Annotated in this window: 14 protein-coding genes and 7 pseudogenes; 5 read left to right on the top strand and 16 right to left on the bottom strand. The window is 61.1% G+C overall.

The window, feature by feature from the left end:
* Window positions 1-400 precede the first annotated feature (400 nt).
* Window positions 401-534: pseudogene (locus tag QRM57_RS20900) on the top strand (IS481 family transposase); the annotation flags it as partial.
* 247 nt (window positions 535-781) lie between these two features.
* Here the strand turns inward: QRM57_RS20900 and QRM57_RS20895 are convergent.
* The 7 genes and pseudogenes from QRM57_RS20895 to QRM57_RS20870 form a co-directional block, all read right to left on the bottom strand.
* Window positions 782-1,294 (bottom strand): ATP-binding protein, encoded by a 513-nt coding sequence (locus tag QRM57_RS20895; RefSeq protein WP_284988120.1) that lies wholly within the window; start codon window positions 1,292-1,294, stop codon window positions 782-784.
* The gene (locus tag QRM57_RS20890; protein WP_284988119.1) at window positions 1,294-1,470 is read right to left on the bottom strand and encodes a hypothetical protein; all 177 of its coding nucleotides are present in this window, start codon (window positions 1,468-1,470) and stop codon (window positions 1,294-1,296) included. The genes QRM57_RS20895 and QRM57_RS20890 overlap by 1 nt, the downstream gene beginning before the upstream one ends.
* An 80-nt stretch (window positions 1,471-1,550) precedes the next feature.
* Window positions 1,551-1,895: pseudogene (locus QRM57_RS20885) on the bottom strand (helix-turn-helix domain-containing protein); the annotation flags it as partial.
* A gap of 107 nt (window positions 1,896-2,002) precedes the next feature.
* Window positions 2,003-2,985 (bottom strand): annotated as a pseudogene (locus QRM57_RS20880) (IS3 family transposase); the annotation flags it as partial.
* A 182-nt stretch (window positions 2,986-3,167) separates the two neighbouring features.
* Entirely contained in the window at window positions 3,168-3,383 is a 216-nt protein-coding gene (locus QRM57_RS20875; protein ID WP_284988118.1) for an IS3 family transposase, read from the bottom strand.
* A gap of 448 nt (window positions 3,384-3,831) precedes the next feature.
* On the bottom strand, window positions 3,832-4,155 hold the full coding sequence (locus QRM57_RS21020) for a helix-turn-helix domain-containing protein (RefSeq protein ID WP_350309866.1): 324 nt from the start codon (window positions 4,153-4,155) through the stop codon (window positions 3,832-3,834).
* Window positions 4,156-4,749: 594 nt separating this feature from the next.
* Window positions 4,750-7,326 carry a flavin-containing monooxygenase gene (locus QRM57_RS20870; RefSeq protein WP_284988117.1) on the bottom strand — a complete coding sequence of 859 codons (2,577 nt, stop codon included), beginning with the start codon at window positions 7,324-7,326 and terminating at the stop codon, window positions 4,750-4,752.
* A gap of 187 nt (window positions 7,327-7,513) precedes the next feature.
* Here QRM57_RS20870 and QRM57_RS20865 point away from each other — a divergent pair, with 187 nt between their 5' ends.
* From QRM57_RS20865 to QRM57_RS20860, 3 genes are all read left to right on the top strand, one after another.
* Window positions 7,514-8,725, top strand: a complete 1,212-nt coding sequence (locus QRM57_RS20865) for a PucR family transcriptional regulator (protein WP_284988115.1) — start codon at window positions 7,514-7,516, stop codon at window positions 8,723-8,725.
* Window positions 8,726-9,038: 313 nt separating this feature from the next.
* Window positions 9,039-9,329 carry a helix-turn-helix domain-containing protein gene (locus QRM57_RS21015; RefSeq protein ID WP_350309865.1) on the top strand — a complete coding sequence of 97 codons (291 nt, stop codon included), beginning with the start codon at window positions 9,039-9,041 and terminating at the stop codon, window positions 9,327-9,329.
* Window positions 9,330-9,447: 118 nt separating this feature from the next.
* Complete coding sequence (locus QRM57_RS20860) at window positions 9,448-9,681, top strand: hypothetical protein (RefSeq protein ID WP_284988114.1); 234 nt, start codon at window positions 9,448-9,450, stop codon at window positions 9,679-9,681.
* A gap of 84 nt (window positions 9,682-9,765) precedes the next feature.
* Here QRM57_RS20860 and QRM57_RS20855 read toward each other — a convergent pair.
* The 3 genes and pseudogenes from QRM57_RS20855 to QRM57_RS20845 form a co-directional block, all read right to left on the bottom strand.
* Window positions 9,766-10,248: pseudogene (locus QRM57_RS20855) on the bottom strand (IS30 family transposase); the annotation flags it as partial.
* 349 nt (window positions 10,249-10,597) lie between these two features.
* The gene (locus QRM57_RS20850) at window positions 10,598-11,053 is read right to left on the bottom strand and encodes a MaoC family dehydratase (RefSeq protein ID WP_284988121.1); all 456 of its coding nucleotides are present in this window, start codon (window positions 11,051-11,053) and stop codon (window positions 10,598-10,600) included.
* A 201-nt stretch (window positions 11,054-11,254) separates the two neighbouring features.
* Window positions 11,255-12,184: an SDR family NAD(P)-dependent oxidoreductase gene (locus QRM57_RS20845; protein WP_284988113.1), complete on the bottom strand. Its 930-nt coding sequence runs from the start codon at window positions 12,182-12,184 to the stop codon at window positions 11,255-11,257.
* Window positions 12,185-12,687: 503 nt separating this feature from the next.
* Between QRM57_RS20845 and QRM57_RS20840 the strand changes: the two are divergent.
* Window positions 12,688-12,844: pseudogene (locus QRM57_RS20840) on the top strand (IS3 family transposase); the annotation flags it as partial.
* 931 nt (window positions 12,845-13,775) lie between these two features.
* On the opposite strand, the pseudogene acs reads toward QRM57_RS20840, so the two are convergent.
* From acs to QRM57_RS20815, 6 genes and pseudogenes are all read right to left on the bottom strand, one after another.
* Window positions 13,776-15,471: pseudogene (acs, locus tag QRM57_RS20835) on the bottom strand (acetate--CoA ligase); the annotation flags it as partial.
* A gap of 211 nt (window positions 15,472-15,682) precedes the next feature.
* Window positions 15,683-15,826, bottom strand: a pseudogene (locus QRM57_RS21010) (flavin reductase); the annotation flags it as partial.
* A gap of 485 nt (window positions 15,827-16,311) precedes the next feature.
* Entirely contained in the window at window positions 16,312-16,434 is a 123-nt protein-coding gene (locus QRM57_RS20830; RefSeq protein ID WP_284988123.1) for a hypothetical protein, read from the bottom strand.
* A complete protein-coding gene (locus tag QRM57_RS20825) occupies window positions 16,431-16,607 on the bottom strand; it encodes a hypothetical protein (RefSeq protein ID WP_284988122.1) in 177 nt (58 codons plus the stop codon). Before QRM57_RS20825 ends, QRM57_RS20830 begins: the two co-directional genes overlap by 4 nt.
* Before the next feature lie 313 nt (window positions 16,608-16,920).
* Window positions 16,921-17,079 (bottom strand): hypothetical protein, encoded by a 159-nt coding sequence (locus QRM57_RS20820; protein ID WP_284988112.1) that lies wholly within the window; start codon window positions 17,077-17,079, stop codon window positions 16,921-16,923.
* A complete protein-coding gene (locus QRM57_RS20815) occupies window positions 17,076-18,134 on the bottom strand; it encodes a maleylacetate reductase (RefSeq protein WP_284988111.1) in 1,059 nt (352 codons plus the stop codon). The genes QRM57_RS20820 and QRM57_RS20815 overlap by 4 nt, the downstream gene beginning before the upstream one ends.
* Window positions 18,135-18,295 lie beyond the last annotated feature (161 nt).

Here is an 18,295-nt window from a genome sequence, read left to right as displayed (position 1 = left end):
TCCCGACCTGATCAACAACGACGACGTCAGCCTCTTCCTCAAACGCAACTAGCCGTAACGACCTCCAGCTGCAGGTGCGCCAGCCTCACAAGCGCACCTGCAGCAGTACCCATCACAGCCACCACAAGTTACAGGGGGCCGAGCCTCCAATGTCAGGCCGTGGCGGCTTTCTTCCAACTTTGCAAGCTTCCGTCGCGCGCCGTTACGTATTCGGGAATCACCTCCTTCCGCCAGGTTTCGGAACCCGTGACGGGAAGTTGGATCGAACGTGCTGGAGGGCGACGTAAAATGCGGTCGCCTCCCCCAGGTGTACTGGGTCATGACGTCGTTTGCATCGTTAATAAGTGAGGACCTCTTAAGTTGGTGGCTACCACAAGTAGGCAACGACTAAGAGGTCCTCATGTCCCACCGTAACGCCCGCCTGACTCCGAACGGAAGAAAGATCATCATCGAACGCATCCTGGACGGCCGGTGGCTCATGTGGTCAAGGAAATTGGCATCTCCAGGACCTGCGCGCACCGGTGGCTCAGCAGGTAAGCGCCGCGAAGTGTCTCACCGCTGCAGATAGCTTCGGTTGGTACTCCTGGTCTGGGTAGTTGGTACCAAGGTTCTGGGAACTTGGTACCGGCCCTTTGATTGTCTGCTCGGGGCCGGCACCTTGTGCTGGGTAGGGTCTATTCCCAGTGGTCCGAGTGTGCCGGGCCTTGTCCTCGCGGAGCTGTCGCATGTCCACGTGGCCGAGGTTGAGCTGGCGGGCGTTGTTGGCCAGCCGGTTCACTATTTAGTCCGCGGTCACCCGGTACGGTAGGGCCTCAACCCAGTAGGCTGGCCCGGACTGCGATGCGATGAGTGTGGGCAGGCGGTGTTCCCGGTTGGCCAGAACCGCGAAGAGGTCGTTGGCCGCTTCGGGGTCGAGGCCGACGGTGAGGAAGTCATCGATGACCAGCAGGTCCACGTCCGAAAGTTCGTTGAGTAGCTTCTGGTGGCCGATGCCGTCACCGCGTGCGATGACCAGCCGGCGCGCGAGGTCGTCCATCCTAGTGCAGGCGACCCGCGTCCTTCCTGGTAGCTGATCTCGGTGACCGAGCCTGCGGGATGGGGAACCTTGCGGCCCGGATGAGCTTGTCGATCCGATGGGCACGACGCTGTTCAAGGGCGTCGTCCACGGCGGAGAAGAAGATCTGCTCGGGGTGAGCTGGTCATTGGCCTCGTCGGTGATCAGTTCCTCGAACCGCACGGCCAGGTGCGCGATGCGCAGGGTCCGGAATTTCTCATGGTCCTCGCTGGTTAACATCAGCCCTGGCCTCCCTGTCCGCCGCGCCGGTCGTGCTCGGCAGAGCGCACATGCACCGTGGCCGCCGCGCCTGCCGAGGGGTCGGAGCCGCCGGCAGGTTTACGGATGGCCGCCGCCGGTGTGATTGTTCTGGGTCTCGTGGCGTCGGAGTCGATGGTGGCCATGATCCGCTTCATCGTGCTGTGGGTTCCAGGGCCTCCAGGATGTTCTGGGAGTCCAGGTACCCTTGGGCCTCCACGGCGTGCCGGTCGATGATCAGTTTCGCCAGCCCGTAACGGGATAGGACCCGGTGCACGGTCAATGGGTGGAGGCCCAGCAGGTACCCGATTCTTGCTGGCCCCCATCGGCGGTTCACCCGCATGGCGATGATCCGCCGTTCGCATCGTGTTGCCAACCGCCGCGGCGAGTTATGTGGGCGGCTGGACCGGTCGTTCATCGCCTCGGGATCCTGCTCACGGTAACGCCGCGCCCAACGGGCCGCCGTGGGCACCGAAACTTGAAACCGTTCAGCCGCGCGACGCAGACTCCAGCGCTGGTCAACGACACATTGAGCAAGCTGCAGCCGGCCCCGAGGCGTGAGGAAAGCATTAGGGTGGGACACGAAGACCTCCGTGCGTGGAATTGGACTCTAGACAAGCCCCACTCCACCTGGAGGTTTTCTTCATGTCACCAAACCACGCCGAGCGTCATTAACGTCCATGGTCAATACAGCAGTGAGAAGAACGACTCCATGGCGGCGTTGTCCGCGCATGCATCGACCCGGCCCCTGGACCCTGTGAGCCCACGATGGCGGAACTATTCAACGAAGCGGGCGGACCGGAATTGGGCGTATTCAACCGGTCGGAGTGCACCACGGTCCCTGTTGGGCTGCGTGGACGCACAGCATTCTCCAGCGCGGCGACGGCCAGAGAGCACTTCGTCCGGGAGCCCAGCGAGTATCCGACGATCTTCCCGGAGTAGACGTCGTTCACCGCGCAGAGGTAGAGCTTCCCCTCGGCGGTCGGGTGTTCGGTAATACCTGTCAGCCACAGCTGGTTCGGTGCCGTGGCGGGAAAGTTACGGTCGAAAAGATCGTCATGGACGGGTGGCCCTGGCTTCCGTCCCAAACCGCGTTTCTTAGAGAACACTGACCAGATACCATGGTCCCTGCACAGGCGCTGGACGCGGTTCTCGCCGGCCAGGATGCCCTTCCCGGGGAGCTCGTCGGCGATAAACCGGTATCCGAATGCCGGGTCGTCGGCGTGGATGTCCAGGGCTGCGTTGACTAGGAGGGCATCACTCCAGTCCCGTTCCGTCACCGGGTTAGCCTTGCCTTCCACCGGTAATGGCCTTGCCTGCTTAATCCCAGTACCCTGCAGGTCACCGCCACGGGAACACCGTCGGCGGCAAGATCCGTGACCAGCGGTTAGATCATTTTGGGTTGATGTCCCTGACCAGGTAGGCGGCGGCCCGGCGCAGAATGTCATTCTCCTGCTCCAACAGGCGGCTCCGTTTCTTCAGCTCACGCATCTCAGCCGACTCCGCAGCTGCTTGACCGGCCCCGGATTCTTTACGTTCGGCAATGGCAATCCAGCGCTTCAACGTCGTGACCGACAGCCCGAAATCCTTGGCGATCTGCGCCAGTGGCGCCTCGCCCTTGCCGGCCACATCAATAACATCTTGGCAGAACTCCGTCCGTAAGGCGTGGGCATGGTCAACATCCTTCCACGACCACAAGATCGCTAGGTCAAGGAGTCAACAAGACCGGGGGCAGTACCCAAAGCCATCCTCCAAGCAGCAGACCGACCGCGTGCCCAGAACGGAAGCCGTCCGTTTTAACAAAGCAGGTACTCTCGCTGAAATGGTCCCCGAAAGTTGGACCGTTATATAGATGTTAGGCCGCAAGGGTCTGGGCACGGTATTCCACCGCGCTCAAGCCCTTTAGCTTTGTTGAGATTCTTTTGGTGTTGTACCAGCGGATGTACTCGTGGAGTGCTGTCTCCAAGGCGGCGGTGTTGAGGAATCGGACGCGGTGGAACAGTTCTTCTTTGAGGTGTCCGAAGAAGTTCTCCATCGCGGCGTTGTCGTAGCAGTTGGCTTTGCGTGACATTGATTGGACCGCGCCTACGCTGGCCAGGAGAGTGCGCCAGGAGTTGTGTCAGCTCCAGGTTCGGCGAGGTCCCGATCGCGTAGGAGATGATCTGACGGTCAAAGAGGTCCATGACCGGTGAGAGGTAGAGCTTCTTGCACCGACGCTGAACTCGGTCACGTCCGTAACCCATTTCTGGTTGGGGGCATCCGCTTCGAACTGGCGCTTGAGCAGGTTAGGGGCGACGAGGCCTTGCTCGCGTCCGTACCGGCCGTGGTTTTCCTTGAAGATCTCCGAAACAGCGGTCTTCAGGGCCGCCCGTGGATCCGGGCCTTGAAAACGGGACTGGTGATAGAAGAATGTGGACCTGGCCAACCCGGCCACCTCCAGGAGAAGGTCCATCCGCTGCTCAGCCTTGAGAGCGATGACAGCGCGAACCTCTAGCGCCGTTCCTCGTCCCTCAAGGCTTTTACTTTTCCCAAGAAAGCCACCTCGGCCCGCAACCGCTCGTTTTCGCGGCGCAAACGCTCCAGCTCCGATTCCGGCCCGGTGACCTCCAAGGTCTTCCGTGGCCTTCCTTTCGCTTGGGGCGCAGACCCTCTTCACCCTCTGCCCGGCACTTTCCCGTCCACACGGTGAGCAGATGCGGTGAGGAAAGGCCCAGCTCCTTGGCCAAGGCGCCTCTGTCCTCGCCGGCGAGGTACTTCTGCACCGCGTTGAGTTTGAAGTCCAACGAAAACTGCCGTTTGTCAGGTTTGGTCACCAATTCAGTATCTCCGCGGACACGCCACATGTCATGCAACCGCCTGACTGCCTTCCAACCCACCCCGAGCCTCGTGGCCACCGACTTGGCACCCCACCCTCGCTCGAACAACGCCACCGCGGCAACACGTTGCTCACCGGACAATGAACTGCTCTTAAACACGAAACTGCTCCCCGTAAGTCAGAACTGAATTGTCAGTCCAACTTTCGGGGAGCAGTTCACGCCCGGGGGTCCCCCTAATTTTCGTGAGAGCCTGACACCGAGAAAGACTCGCCAACACCCAGTCGCCTCGACCGGCCGGCACACGATGATCGGCCCCTGGAACCACAACTCAGGAGCCGCTCACCTAGGCCTCTTGACAACCGGACCTACATGTCAGCCCGCTCCACAGGATCAGCGAGATACCCTGATATCCTCCAGTCGCTGCATCGCTATGGCACTTCTGCCGAGGTGGCCAAAAGTGGTTTTGTGGCTACCTCCGAAAAGAGCTCCCTTCGTTCCGGGAACCATTCTGGAGATCGGCGGCGATTAACGGCAGCCGTCCAGTCGTAAACCCAAAATGAGCAGCCCCTCTGCTCTCCGACCTTCATGGTCTTCCTTGAGTCCCTTCGACGCGCCGCGTACTCAGGAACTCATCTCTTCCTGACGCTCCGATCGCACGGATCCGACGTGACGGTCGAAGAATGTCGCGACGCTCGCGTCAATCTCCTGAACTCGCGGGATCATTGCGCTCATGCCGAAGACCCCATGGAATAGGCCGTCAAAACGTTGCTTTTCCATAGTTACGCCCGCTGCGGCCAAGAGATCGGCGTAGTTCTCTGCTTCTTCATGAAGCAGGTCAAGCTCCATGGTGAGAACGAGCGCCGGGGCGACCCCGGCCAGGGACGTTGTCCGGTTCGGTGAGGTTTGCGCCGTAATATCCGCACCATCGAGGTACATCGCCCAGAACTTCTCACACGCTGCCGCGGTGAGGAATGGCCCGCCCGAAAGCTCGGTCCTCGATGGTGAATCTGCGTCGGGGTCGATGACCGGATACATGAGGATCTGAGCCGCGACGGGAATCTGCTCGTCACGAGCACGAATAGCGGTTACGGCGGCGAGATGAGCCCCCGCGCTTTCGCCCATGAGGGCAATTCGATCTGCATCTCCGCCATACGCCCCGATGTATTCCCGAACCCACAACAATGCCGCGAAGGCATCGTCGGGCCCGGCAGGGAACGGATGCTCGGGTGCAAGTGCGTAGGTGGCCGAGACAACGATTGCGCCCAGGCTATCGGCGTAGCGCCGGCAGGTGGGGTCAAGCGTCTCGAGCGACCCGGAGACGAATCCACCGCCGTGGTACATGATCAGCACAGGAGCATTCTCTGCTCCTTCGACCGCGACACTGTCAGGAATGTAGATCCTCATACGTGGCACATCGATCTCTTCAACGCGCATATCAGGACCCGTAATCTGCATGCCACCCATGGCATCCATCAGTCCGCGCATCATCTCCGGAGTCAGCTGCTCCATGGGGGGTGTGCCGCCGTTGAGCATGCCCGCTACGACGACCGCGGCAGCCGGGTCAAGCCGCACCAGGGGCGGCACCTCCGTTGCCACCCCGTCGAAGGATAGGCCAGCGAAGCCGTGTGACCGCGCCTGCTCGATGATGGCGTTGTACATTGGCGCACCGAGCATAAAGGTGTAGCCCGTGACAGCTTTGCCCTCGACATTCCCACCGACGTGCCAAGACTTTGGGGATGCCGAGTAGAGTGACATCGCTATAATCGCGCGGCACAGGTGCACCCAGCGTTCCTCAGCGTCAGCCGTTGCTTCAACTGTTGTAGCGTGGCGGGATTGCATTTCACTCACTAGCGCTGTGGCAAACTCCACTTGCTTTTCGGTCACCATGGTGGTGTTGACAACGCCAGCTGCGCTGAGCGGCCCGACGATCGTGAAGAGGTTCGGAAATCCTGCGCCGAGCATACCCAGATAGTTTCGAGGCCCATCTTGCCACGTGGACTGCAGCGTCATGCCAGCCCGCCCGATGGTGGGGATAGCGAGCTGTGCGCCGGTGAATGCATCGAATCCGGTGGCCAGGACGATCATGTCGAACTCGTATGTGGCGTCGGCCGTGCGAATCCCGGTCTCCGTGATTTCCTTGATTGGCGCCGCAGCGGCGTCTACCAACTGCACATGGGGCAGATTGTAGACGTCATAGTAGCCATCGACGAACGGAGGACGCTTCGTGGCGTATGGATGATCCCGCGGGCTGAGGAGTTGGGCGGTTGCTGGATCCTTGACCTGTTCGCGGATCTTCCCTCGCACATACTCTGCTGCCGTTTCATTGGATTCCGGGTTGAACAGCAGGTCGTTAAAGGTGGACGTAAGGAGTGAGAAACCTCCGCGCTCCCAGTAGCGGTCATATACTTCCCTGCGTTCTTCAGGGCTGGCAGCACTGGCTGGAAGCAGCGCCCTGTCGTACGGGAGCCCCATCAGGTAGCTCCCGGATTCGCCGCGAATCTGCTCGTGGTTCTCGGCGTTCCAACGACGTTGTTCAGGAGCGACAGGCTCGTTACCCAGCCGGCCTACGAAATTCGGGGTTCGCTGAAATATGGTGAGGGCCCCCGTCTTCTCGGCGATCGCCGTGACAAGCTGAATTCCCGAGGCGCCAACTCCCACCACGCCGACTCGCTTTCCTGCGAAATCCACCTCGTGCTCGGGCCAGGAGCTTGTCCGATAAAGCTCGCCGGTGAAAAGATCGGCCCCAGGAAAATCAACGCTCTTGGGATGCGACAGGCCGCCCACGCAGGAGACCACGTAGCGCGCGCTGCAGACTTCGCCATCGGATGTTCGCACGGCCCAGGTGGCAGAAGGCTCGTCCCACGTGAGCGACTCCACGCGCGTTCCGAACTGGAACGAGCCGCGGAGCTCAAGTCGATCGGCCACCCATTCCAGATACGATCGGATCTCTCGTTGGGGGGCGAATTTTTCGGTCCATTCCCATTCACGCTGGATCTCGTCGGAGAACGAGTAACTGTAGTGCACGGATTCAAAGTCGCACCGCGCTCCCGGATACCGATTCCACCACCATGTTCCTCCGATACCGTCAGCGGCTTCGAATGCCCTCACTGACAGCCCGAGTTCGTTGCGCATCTTGTGAACCGCGTATAAGCCAGAGAAACCGGCACCTATAACGACGACGTCATGGTGTCCATTCATTGAAAACTCCCTCGTTTCCTGAACCGGACTAGCGCCCGGAAAAACTTTCAATGCAGGGAACGATCTGATCCCTCATAATCTAAGGGTGTCGTGGCGGGGAGGCCAGGTCTTCGGTCCGTTGGCCGAGAAAAGCCCTCTCTATTGACCAATCGACCAAATGGGCCAGAATGAGAGGAAAGTGATATCGGTGAGCGGTGTTGATCCTGAGGTCCGGGAGCGGGCACGTCGCGTGGCGACAGCCTTGCTGCCCCGCATCGACGACATCGGAGACGCCACGGCGGGCTACATTGTCGAACGGATTCCCGAGTTGTCCCGGCTCGGCGTCCGTGAGCTCGCCAAAGCATCAGGTCGGATTGGCTCGGCGGCGTTGATCCACGCCCTTTCGCGTGGCGAAGACGCCACAGAGATCGTGCCCTCGGCAGAGACGTTGCGCATCGCCCGCGACATGGTCCAGCATGGCGTCGACCGCTCGGCCCTCACTCGCGGGTACCGAGTGGGGATAGCGTTTTGGTGCGATGAGTGGGCCCGTGCTGTAGCAGGGTTTGAACCCGAAAGCGAGGCGCAGGTGGCGGTGGTCCAGTACGGCACGTCGTTCCTCCTGACATGGCTCGAGGTCATATTGGAACGTATCGAGGCCGCCTACCGGGACGAATCAGACCGGCTGGTACAGGAAGGGACTTTGGAAAGGGCGGCGTATGTCAGCAGCGCGCTCGATGGCGGCGATTTTGATCCCACGGTCGCAACTATGCGGCTCGGGTACAACTTCGCCGGATGGCACGTCGCCCTGGTCCTGAGCCGGGTCGAGGACGGGCAGCCTTCCGCGCCTCTCGATTCGCTGGCCAGGGCGCTGGCCGGTTCAATTGCCAACGCCAGGCCCCTGGTCGCCCGTGTCGACGTCAATACGACCTGGTGCTGGGTTCCCACGAGGAAGAACGATAGGGCATCCTTCGAACAGGTGTCCGTCCTCGTCGGGCAAGGTCAACCCGGTTTTGGGCTTGAGGGCTTCCGCCGAAGCCACCAGCAAGCGCTCGAAGCCCTACGCGTCGGACGAAAAGCTGCTAAGCGGCCCGGGACGGTCACCCAATTCGATGAGATCGAGATCGCGGCAATGTGCAGCGAGAACTACGAGCGGTGCAGGACTTTCGTCTTAGAGCAGCTTGGCACTATTGGCGACGCGACGCCGGAGATGGCGGTCCTGCGGGATACACTCTGGGAATTTTTCGCTACAGGCGGCAGCTTCCGGGCAACCGCTTCGGTGCTGGGTATCCATCACAACACTGTTCGCTATCGGATCGGCCGGGCAGAGCAGATCCTGAATTGCCCCGTTGGTCAAAACCGAATGAAGCTGGAATTAGCGCTATATCTAGCGCACTCGTTGGAGCTAATAGGCAGACCTTAGCGACCGGAACGACCGATGACACCCACCCCTTCATAGAAACCACTTTGACAGGCCAAATTCTTGGCTTGTGCCAAAAATAGGTGACGCAAACGAACGGGTATTGGGACTGCTAAAGGTTTGATTGACACTTCCCTGTAAGGATTTGATGGCAAGTTCATGGGTTGGTTGCAACGCTCTGATTGATGGAGCGTTTCATGGTCAAGTTGTTTCCGCCGGCCGCCCGTACTGAGTTTGTTGATTTGGTGTGCGGTGGACTGTCGATCCTGCAGGCCTCCCGGCGTGCCGGAGCGGCGCACCCGACCGGGAGTAATTGGTGGGCCCAGTCTGGCCAGATAATGACTGTGAATATGGCGCCACTGGGGGCTTGGCGGTTCCGGCGCCCTCAGTGGAGGGGCCGGGCCGGGCTTTGAACCTGGCGGAGCGGGGTATGATCCAGATTGGCGCGCGGAGCGGACTGAGTTACGCCAGGATCGGTGCGGCGATCGGGCGGAACAAGTCCATGGTCTGGCGGGAGGTGAAACGCAAACCAGAGCGTACGGTGTGTATTAGGCCTCGGCCGCGCATGCGAAGGCGCATGAGGCCCGGCGCCGGCCCAAACCGTTAAAGCTCATCGAACGGGAGGCGCTATGCCGGCTGATCGGAGTGTGGATCGTGACGGGCGGAGCCCCAAACTGATCTCGGCGATGTTGGCCTTCCACTTCCCGGATGATCAGACTATGCAGGTGAGCCACGAGACGATCTACCAAGCCTTAGACGTTCAGTCCCGCGGCGCCCTGCGGGCCGACCTGGCCGGCAAGCTCAGCCTGAAACGCAAGCAGCGCGTCCCCCACACCGCGGACCGGACCAGGAACAGCCCTTACACGGAAGCCTTCAAGATCAGCGAACGGCCCGCAGAAGCCCAAGACAGGGCCGTCCCCGGCCATTGGGAATCTCAAGGTTTCTGTCAAGCCGCCTGAGCGGTGACGCGTGACATTGGTTTCTGGTAGGCGCCTCGCCAGTGCGATGAGGGGTGAATTCCAGTGGTGCCTGCAACCCCGGACTTAGTTGACTGGATTCGAGACTAGCTTGGCGAGGACTTTTTCGGGCGTACGGTAGCCGTGTCGTTTCCGTGGCCGACGGTTGAGTTCCGCGGCGACGTTTTCGAGGATTCCGGGCCCGTGAAACGAAAGATCGGTGCTTTTCGGGAAGTACTTGCGGAGGAGCCCGTTGGTGTTTTCGTTGCTGCCGCGTTGCCAGGGCGAGTGTGGGTCGCAGAAGTAGATCGGCATACCGGTCGCCATCGTGATCTCCTGATGCCGTGACATCTCCGCTCCTTGATCCCAAGCCGTCGAAGGGCGCAATTGCTCGGGCAGGCTATTTATCGCGGTGATCATGGCATCGGCGACAGTGCGGGCAGTGTGATCCCCGGGCAGATGCAGCAACATCACGTAACCGCGGGCCCGTTCGACAAGGGTCCCGATCGCGGACTTCGATGCCGTCGAACCGATGATTAGGTCCCTTTCCCAATGGCCGGGAACAGCGCGGAGGGACAGGCCCTGCTCCTTAGCCATCCTCACCAGCTGCGGGCGGCCTCGGCCTCAGACTTCACTGTGAGGCTTTTAGCGGTTTTCGTAATCGGCACAGCTCAAGTGTCGCGGCCTTATCGGGCTCCTCCCCGCCTGGCTCACAGCCCAGCGTATCGAGCCGGATAGCCGTTATTTCCACAGTCCCGGTGAGACGAAGTCGTGCTGCAGGTGGACGACTAAGAGTGCAGTTGAAGCGGGGTTAAGGGTGTTTTTGGTGCCCTTCCGGTCTATTGGTTTTGAAACCCTCGGCGCAATGAGTTGCTGCGTCGAATGGCTTGCTGATCGCTCTATTTCCCTGCTTGCGGTGTTAGACGTAGAAGCGTGCCAGGAGTTGAGCCACGGCGGCGGGGCGTTCGATGTCCTTCACTTCAATTATTGCTTTCACCTTGATCGTTGCGCCGCCTTCGACAGCACTGACGTCGGTTATGGCTGCGCGAAGCCGGACCTTAGAGCCTACCTTGACCGGTGAGGTGAAGCGTACTTTATCGAGGCCGTAGTTGAGCTTGGTTGTCACGCCCTCAACGTCAAAGAGTTCACTCCAGAGTGGAATGATAAGAGAGAGTATGAAGAAGCCGTGCGCAATCGTAGCGCCGAGTGGGCTTTCTTGTGCACGTTCGGGGTCCACGTGAATCCATTGCCGGTCACCGGTGAGGTTGGCGAAAGTGTCAATATCCACTTGGGTTATCTCCCTGTAATCACTAGTTCCGAGATCGGTACCTGCCATATTGGGGAGGTCCTTGAAGTCGACTACGAGGTTCGGCATTCCTGAATCTTTCATGGGTTCGATATCATCGGGCATTTGTCGCTATGTGGACGACAAGCTCTCGGAAGCGTTCGTCGTAAGATAGGCCGGAAGGCACCATCTATTCACACGCGGTTGACAGGCGTGCATAACGGACATTGAGGGAAGGCAGCCCATTTCGCGCTAAGGTGGTTCGCCGTCGTTGTCGCCATCCGATTTGAGCTATGAGGTCCCGGGTTGGAGTTCTGGTGGCAGCTGTGGAAACGTTGCGCCGACCTGTTGCAACTTCTCCGGCTTGAACAATTCCGCTCCATGTTGTTGAAGGTCCTCATAGCCCCAGCCGCCGTCGTGATATTCGCTGCTGAGGGGCGCCGGGTGCGCCCAGAGTTGCAGGCGGTCGCCCCCGACACCGATGACCTGCCCAGTTATACCCGCTGCATCATCAGAAACAAGGTATGCGATAAGACCTGCGACGTCTGTAGTTCTGCCGAAGCCAAGTTCACGGCGGAAGAAGGAGGGCATAGCTTCGCCGCGTTCCTCCGCTTCAAGGGCCTTCTGGAAGTATGGAACGGCCTTGGTCATTGTCGTTGCCGCGACGGGAATAACGGTGTTCACGTTGACACCTGAGTTCTTCATTTCCAGGGCCCAGGTTCGCATCATCCCTACGATTCCCGCCTTGGCGGCAGAATAGTTTGTCTGGCCGAAGTTCCCGTATTGCCCACTGGGGGAACCGATTGTGATAATTCGGCCGCGAATGCCTGCGTCTTTGAAGTAGGAAAAGGCCTCCCGTACACACGTAAATGTTCCGCGTAGGTGAACATTCACGACCACGTCGAAGTCCTCGTCGGACATGTTCAGTAAGCTCTTGTCCCGCAGGTTGCCGGCGTTTGTCACCAATGCATCGAGTCGACCGAAAGCGGCGATTGCACCGCTAACGAGCGCCCTTGCCGCTTCGCTGGTGCCGACATTGGCGGCAACGGAGACGGCGCGGCCACCGTCCCTTCGTATCTGGGCTGCGGCACGCTCGGCCCGTTCCGCGTTCACTCCGTTGATGACGACAGCACAACCACGGCCTGCAAGTTCCTTGGCATACGCAAGTCCCAAGCCCTGCCCGCTGCCCGTAACGATCGCTACTTTGCCGGCCAGATTCACTGCGCACCTCCATTTCACGGGGTAGCAACTTCGTGCTCGTTGCCGACCTGGCAACACCACACAACCCAGAAACAGGAGTCGTGTGTACCTGACTTATCAAAGCCGACGTCGGCAAGGCGGCTCTACCCGGTGTTCCGATCCCCGGAACAAGGTTCAATGTCAATCTGCAAAAGGGCTACCCGCGGACGACGCCAGCCTCGGTTAAGCTATGTCAATCCATGACGCCCGCTTGGGTGGTTGTCGGATTGCCTGCCATAACCCTCGGCATTGTGCGGGAAGGTGAGGTTTGGCTGGGAGCGACCAGTGAAGCGCCTGCGGACTGGAACTCCGACAACATCTCGGGGGCGTCACTCGTTCCTTGGACATCGATCCTGTTGACTTTAGCAGAAATATATGTTTACACGCTTTCCACATTGTGAGTCGGCACACAGTTCGAAGAGGACGCCCACGGTTTTGTGACCCCTTGACCTTGCGGGCTTTTGCTCGTGGAAGGAATGTTGACCATGCTCACGCCGTATAGGGCGGAGTTCCCCAGGATGCTATGGATGTGACCCGTAAGGGTGAGGCGCAGCTGGCGCAGATCGCGAAGGATTTCGGCTTTCGATCACGACGTTGAAGCGCGGGATTGCGATCGCCGAACGTAAGGAATCTGGGACGGCAGGATGTGTCGGGCTCCCCCACACCCGTTCAGGGCCCAGCTCGAGCGGGCAGGCCGTGATGGAACAAGTACCTCACTTCCTCGCTTTTCATGAGAGGAACGCCAACGCATGTACGCAGCAGTGATGCTGGCATTGATGCTGAAGTTCCTCATGGAGGACATTTCGCTCTGGGAATAGGAGCTTGAGGGGACCGATATGCGAATCAGTTTGGCGCCCAGGGAGGGCTGGTGAGAAGAGGAAGCTGCCCCTGAGGGCACCGTTCCTGTGTCGTATCGGCTGCATGGGCCGCACTTGGTCCGGGCGAATGGTGCCGGATGCTTGCCGCTTTTTCCTCCAGTTGAAGGCCCAGGAAGGCGTTGATTTCCTGACTGAGGCTGTTACTCGCGGGCAGGAGCATGAACGATGTCAAAAACGAGTTCGGGTCCAAATTTGACCTATAGGTCGCGCCCGTCCGGCGTCGGCGCACGCAGAGCCTGTGGCTCGAAGCGTTTTGGTAACTCAGTCCTTGATACCGAAAACGAAATCGCCGATGTCTAGCTGCGGGTCGCCTCTAACGAAGAAGTGGTCACAAGGGTCCGGTACCCTTCAGCGGCAACCATGAAGTGCAAGTGCGACGCACGTACAGGGAACGGCCCAGAGCGGCCAGCATTTGACCAACCAAAATTTGAAGCTCGCGATGCTGTCGGCTTGAAGCGGAGCCGGTCCAGTTGTGCACGCGGCGAGCGTATTGCGCGTCGTAAAAGCCATCTTCGTCTGCTTCCCGTACCTCGCGCGGGCACCCGGCTCAAGCAGGCCTTCAGTGTCAGCCACCGTTCCTTCAACCCAGCATGGTTCCCCGCGTGCGCTGGCCGCCGTGTCACCACCCTGTTCACTTTTTTGGGCGCGTCCTCGGCTAAAAACGGGCCGAATACCGTTGCTTCAGTTGCGGTGTCCTCCACGGCGTCGCCGCGGAGGATGACGAACGCGACGACGGCCTGGCTGGTGGTTTCGTCTGTTGCGCCGACGACGGCGGTCTCCGCGACGGCGGGGTCGCTTACCGGGGCGGATTCGATTTCCGTGGTGGAGAGGCGGTGGCCGGAGACGTTCATGACGTCGTCCACGCGGCCCAGGAGCCAGATGTCGCCGTCCTCGTCCTTCTTGGCGCCGTCCACGGGGGAAGTACATGTTCTCGAACCGGGACCAGTAGGTGTCCTTGAACCGTTCCGGGTCGCCCCAGATGCCGCGGAGCATGGAGGGCCACGGTTCACGGATGACCAGGAAGCCGCCGTGCCCGTCCGGGACGGAGTTGCCGTTCTCGTCGACGACATCCAGCGCGATGCCGGGCAGCGGCACCTGCGCGGAACCGGGCCTGGTGGCGGTCACGCCGGGCAGCGGGGCGATCATCTGGGCTCCGGTTTCGGTCTGCCACCCGGTGTCCACGATCGGGGCGGGGTTTTGCTTGCCGCCGTTGCCGCCGATGACGTCGCGGTACCACATCCAGGTTTCGGGGTTGATGGGTTCACCGGCGGAGCCCAGGACGCGGATGGAGGAGAGGTCGTACTTGTCCGGAATGTCCCCGCCTCATGTCATGAACGTGCGCGGTGGGGGCGGTGTAAGGATGGAGACCTTGTACTTTTCCACGTTTTCCCACCAGCGGCACTGGCGGGGTGAGTGCGGGGTGCCTTCGTACATGGCCTGGGTGGCGCCGTTGATGAGCGGCGCGTAGGCGACGTAGGAGTGTCCGGTGACCCAGCCGACATCGGCCGTGCACCAGTACACGTCCGTCTCGGGGTGCAGGTCGAAGACGGCCTTGTGGGTGAAGGCGGCCTAGGTGAGGCAGCCGCCGGTGGTGTGCAGGATGCCCTTGGGCTTCCCGGTGGTGCCGGAGGTGTAGAGAATGAACAGCGGGTGCTCGGAGTCATGCCCGACGGCGGTGTGGTCGGCGGACGCTGATCCGACGGTGTCTGCCCACCGGCGGTCCCGGCCTTCGGTCCAGTCGACGTCCTGGCCGTTGCGCTTGACCACCACGACGTTCGGGACGGTGTGGCCGTCGTTCGCGAGGGCCTCATCCACCGCGCTCATGAGTGCGCTGAGCTTGCCGCGGCGGTAGGTCCCGTCGGCGGTGACCACGAGCTTGGCCTCGGCGTCCTCGATGCGGGAACGGAGCGCGTCGGCGGAGAACCCACCGAGTGCACGGCCCCGATCCGGGCGCAGGCAAGCAGCGTGATGACGGCCTCGGGGATCATGGGCAGGTACACGGCCACGCGGCGCCCTTGGCAACGCCGAGGGATTCGAACGCGTTCGCGGCGTTCTTCACCTCGTCGGTGAGTTCCGCGTAGGTGTAGGAGCGGGAATCGCCCGGCTCGCCCTCGAAGTGGATGGCCACCCGGTCGCCGAGGCCGTTCTCAACGTGCCGGTCAGGGCGTTGTACGCGGCGTTGACTTCGCCGCCGACGAACCACTTGGCTAACGGCGCATCGGAACAGTCCAGCGCCTGATCGAAGTCCTTGTCACAGCTCAGCAGCTCAAGTGCCTGCTTCGCCCAGAACGCCGGCCGGTCAGCTGCCGCCTCCTAGTACTCATCCGCCGTCACGGCGGCGTTCGCAGAGAAATCCTCGGACGGGGCAAACTTACGGTTCTCATGCAGCAGGTTTTACAAGCATCACCCTGCTGGGCGTGGCAGCGGTGGCCGTCGAGCCGGATGCGGCCGCTGGATTGGGAATGTCCGGGGACACGGTGGGGCCTCTTCGGGTGGTGTGTTCGGTCGTCGGGTAGTCGTCGCGGATGCTGTGATGGCTTATCAGAGGAGACGGGTGAATTCGTGGTTTTGGAAGACGAGGGGTCGTTGGTGGGGACGGCGTTTAGGCCGAGTACCGGGCCAGGACGAAGGTGTGGTCGCCGGCGGCGGTGACGTTCTCGATCTGACATTCCATGGAGGCAATGGAGCCGGCGACCAGCGGGGCTCGAATCGCCCCGGACCCAGAATCGTTCGTCCAAGCGGTCTGCTTCTTTCTTGCCGAGTTTGCGGCAGAACTGTCTGTGGGTTGCCGCCAGGGCGCTTAGTCCGAGCACTGTGGCTTTGGTGAGCTGGGGCCAGGTCGTCGAATGTTGGGAGACGAAGAAGCCGACGAGGTAGGAGTCCAGGGAGACGAGCACGAATGATCCTCGATCATGGCGTCGCATTCGCCGGTCAGTTCTGGTGCCCGGCGATGACTATGACGCTGGTGGGGACCTTGGACATGACGTCCCTGACCTGTCCGGGTTGATGGTGTTTGGTTGTTCGGTGACGTTGGTCGTGGCTGTCTCCGTTAGTTATTCGTGGTGTTCTGCCGGCTGGAGTTGCCCGGGTTCGATCACACCTCGTAGCCGTCGTGCTTGTCGATGAGCATGCGTCGTTCGACGCCTTCCTAGCAGAGCCAGAGCATGCTTGAGTCCGGTGTTTCGGCTTCCACACGGCCGGTTCTGGTGTAGGTGCCTTAGCGGTGGATTTCTACTGTTGCTGCCGGAGGCGGAACCAGTCATCGACGCGGAAGCGCCGCGATGCCTGGGGTTCGTGGATTCTGTGTTCGATGGCGAATGATCCGGCAGCGGTCTGCGCTGTTGGTGCACTCATGGCGGTTCCTCGATGGTGGTGTGGGGACTCGATCTGTGGACGGGTGCGGCCTGTTTCTTGCCGGCGTTGGTGAGAAGGCCGGCCGTGTACTCGAAGAGCCGGCCGAGGCCGGCTCCCGCGATGAGGGCGATGTGCCGGCGGCGTCGAAGGTGGTGCCGAAGTAGGCAGCGCATCCGGCGAATGTGCCCGGGATGAAGGCCAGCACGCTCCAGCGTGCCTGGACGCCCATATGGCCAACGCCGGGGAACGGGCAGGTTCGCTGCTCCCCGGACGATTGCTGCGCCCAAGAGAACGCGGAGAGGTTGGCGGGGATGGCTTTGGGCAGTCCTGCCTTTTGCCGCCGAGGGCGAAGAATCGTGCCCATGAGAGGAATCCGACCCAGGTGATGTGGCCGAAGGAGTTGGAGGTCGCCGCCGAAGCCGGGGCGCCTCTGACGGCACGTACACGGGGCGCGGCTGAAAACTGGACCGGCCTATTTTGCCGAATTCAGTTTCGTAAAGTTGAGGTGTCCTCTTCGTACCAGCCCGCCCAGGCGGACGAGGTGAACCGAAAGCTGGGCGTTGCCAGCTCGGCCTCCCACAACGCGAAGTCCTGCTTGCTGTTGAGGCGGGACAGCAGTCCGAGCTGGCATGCCAGAAAAATCATGGGGTGTTTCCTTTCCAAGCGGAACGCAGCAGCCGTTCCAGGTCGGCAGCATCGACGCTGCGGGGATTCGACGGGGGTATCTGCGGCAGTATGACGTGTACGGCTTCGGGGACTTGGTCTTCGCGGAATCCGAGACTGCCAAGGCTGCGTGGCGCGTCAAGTTTCTCGTAGAGGTTCGCCAGGCCTGTCCCCGCATCGGCGCTGCTTAAGGCGTCGGCGATGCGTTTTTGCGCTTCCGGTGCGCCTGCGGCGTTGAATGCTGTGGCATGGGGAAGGATCGCCGCATGCGTTTGGGCGTGCGGAAGGTTGAAGGTTCCGCCCAAGACGTGGCAGATTTTGTGATGCATACCTGCACCTGCTGATGCGAATGCGGTTGCAGCGAGGAATGCGCCGCTCAGCATTTGTTCCCTGCCTGCAACGCTTAGGGGGTTTGCCTTCACGGCTGGCAGTCCCTCGGCGAGCAGGTGGATGGCTTCCGTGGCGAGTGCTGCGTTCACTGGGTGGCGGCGTGGTGCCCACAGGGAATCGATGCAGTGCGCCAGCGCGTTCAAACCCGAGGCTATCGAGAGTGCCACGGGCAGCGAAAGCGTCAAGCCGACGTCGTAAATTACGGATGCGGGCAGCACGCGGTCGTCCACGCCAGTGGTCTTGCGGTGGTCCGCTGTGATGCCCCAGATGTTCGTGGCCTCGGAACCGGCGTATCCGGTGGGCACCGCAACGATGGGTAAACCAGTGGTGAGCGCAACGGCCTTGGCTAGTCCGATGGCCGATCCGCCGCCTACGGCTACCAGAAGGTCGGCGTTGTGGAAGGCGGCAGCCATGCGGGCTGCTTCCGCAGCCGCGGCGGGGACATGTTCCACCACGTCGTGATAACGCAGGGCGACTTTGGCGCCTTGGGTGATGGTCTCGGCCACGTCCGCATACCTGCGGCTGGAGATTACCATCGCATGTTGGGTTTTCAGCCGTGCAGCTTCGGCAGTAAGGGCCTCTGTTGCGTTGCCGTTGCCGAAGAGTACCCGCTGATGGGGAGATGCATGCTCGAACTGGAGTGTCATAGATGCTCCGGGTCTTCGGCCTGGGGTAGGTCGGGGCGGTGGAGGTGGAAGCTGCGGGTCCGGTGCGGATCCCGGACCGGACCCGCAGCCTTTGGCACTAAAGTGCCGGCTAGTTGCGTTTGAGGAAGAGGCTGACGTCGTCGTTGTTGATCAGGTCGGGA

Source organism: Arthrobacter sp. fls2-241-R2A-172, from assembly GCF_030208885.1.
GTDB lineage: Bacteria > Actinomycetota > Actinomycetes > Actinomycetales > Micrococcaceae > Arthrobacter.
Note: the sequence above shows the minus strand (reverse complement) of the source record. Positions and strands in the feature narration are given on the sequence as shown.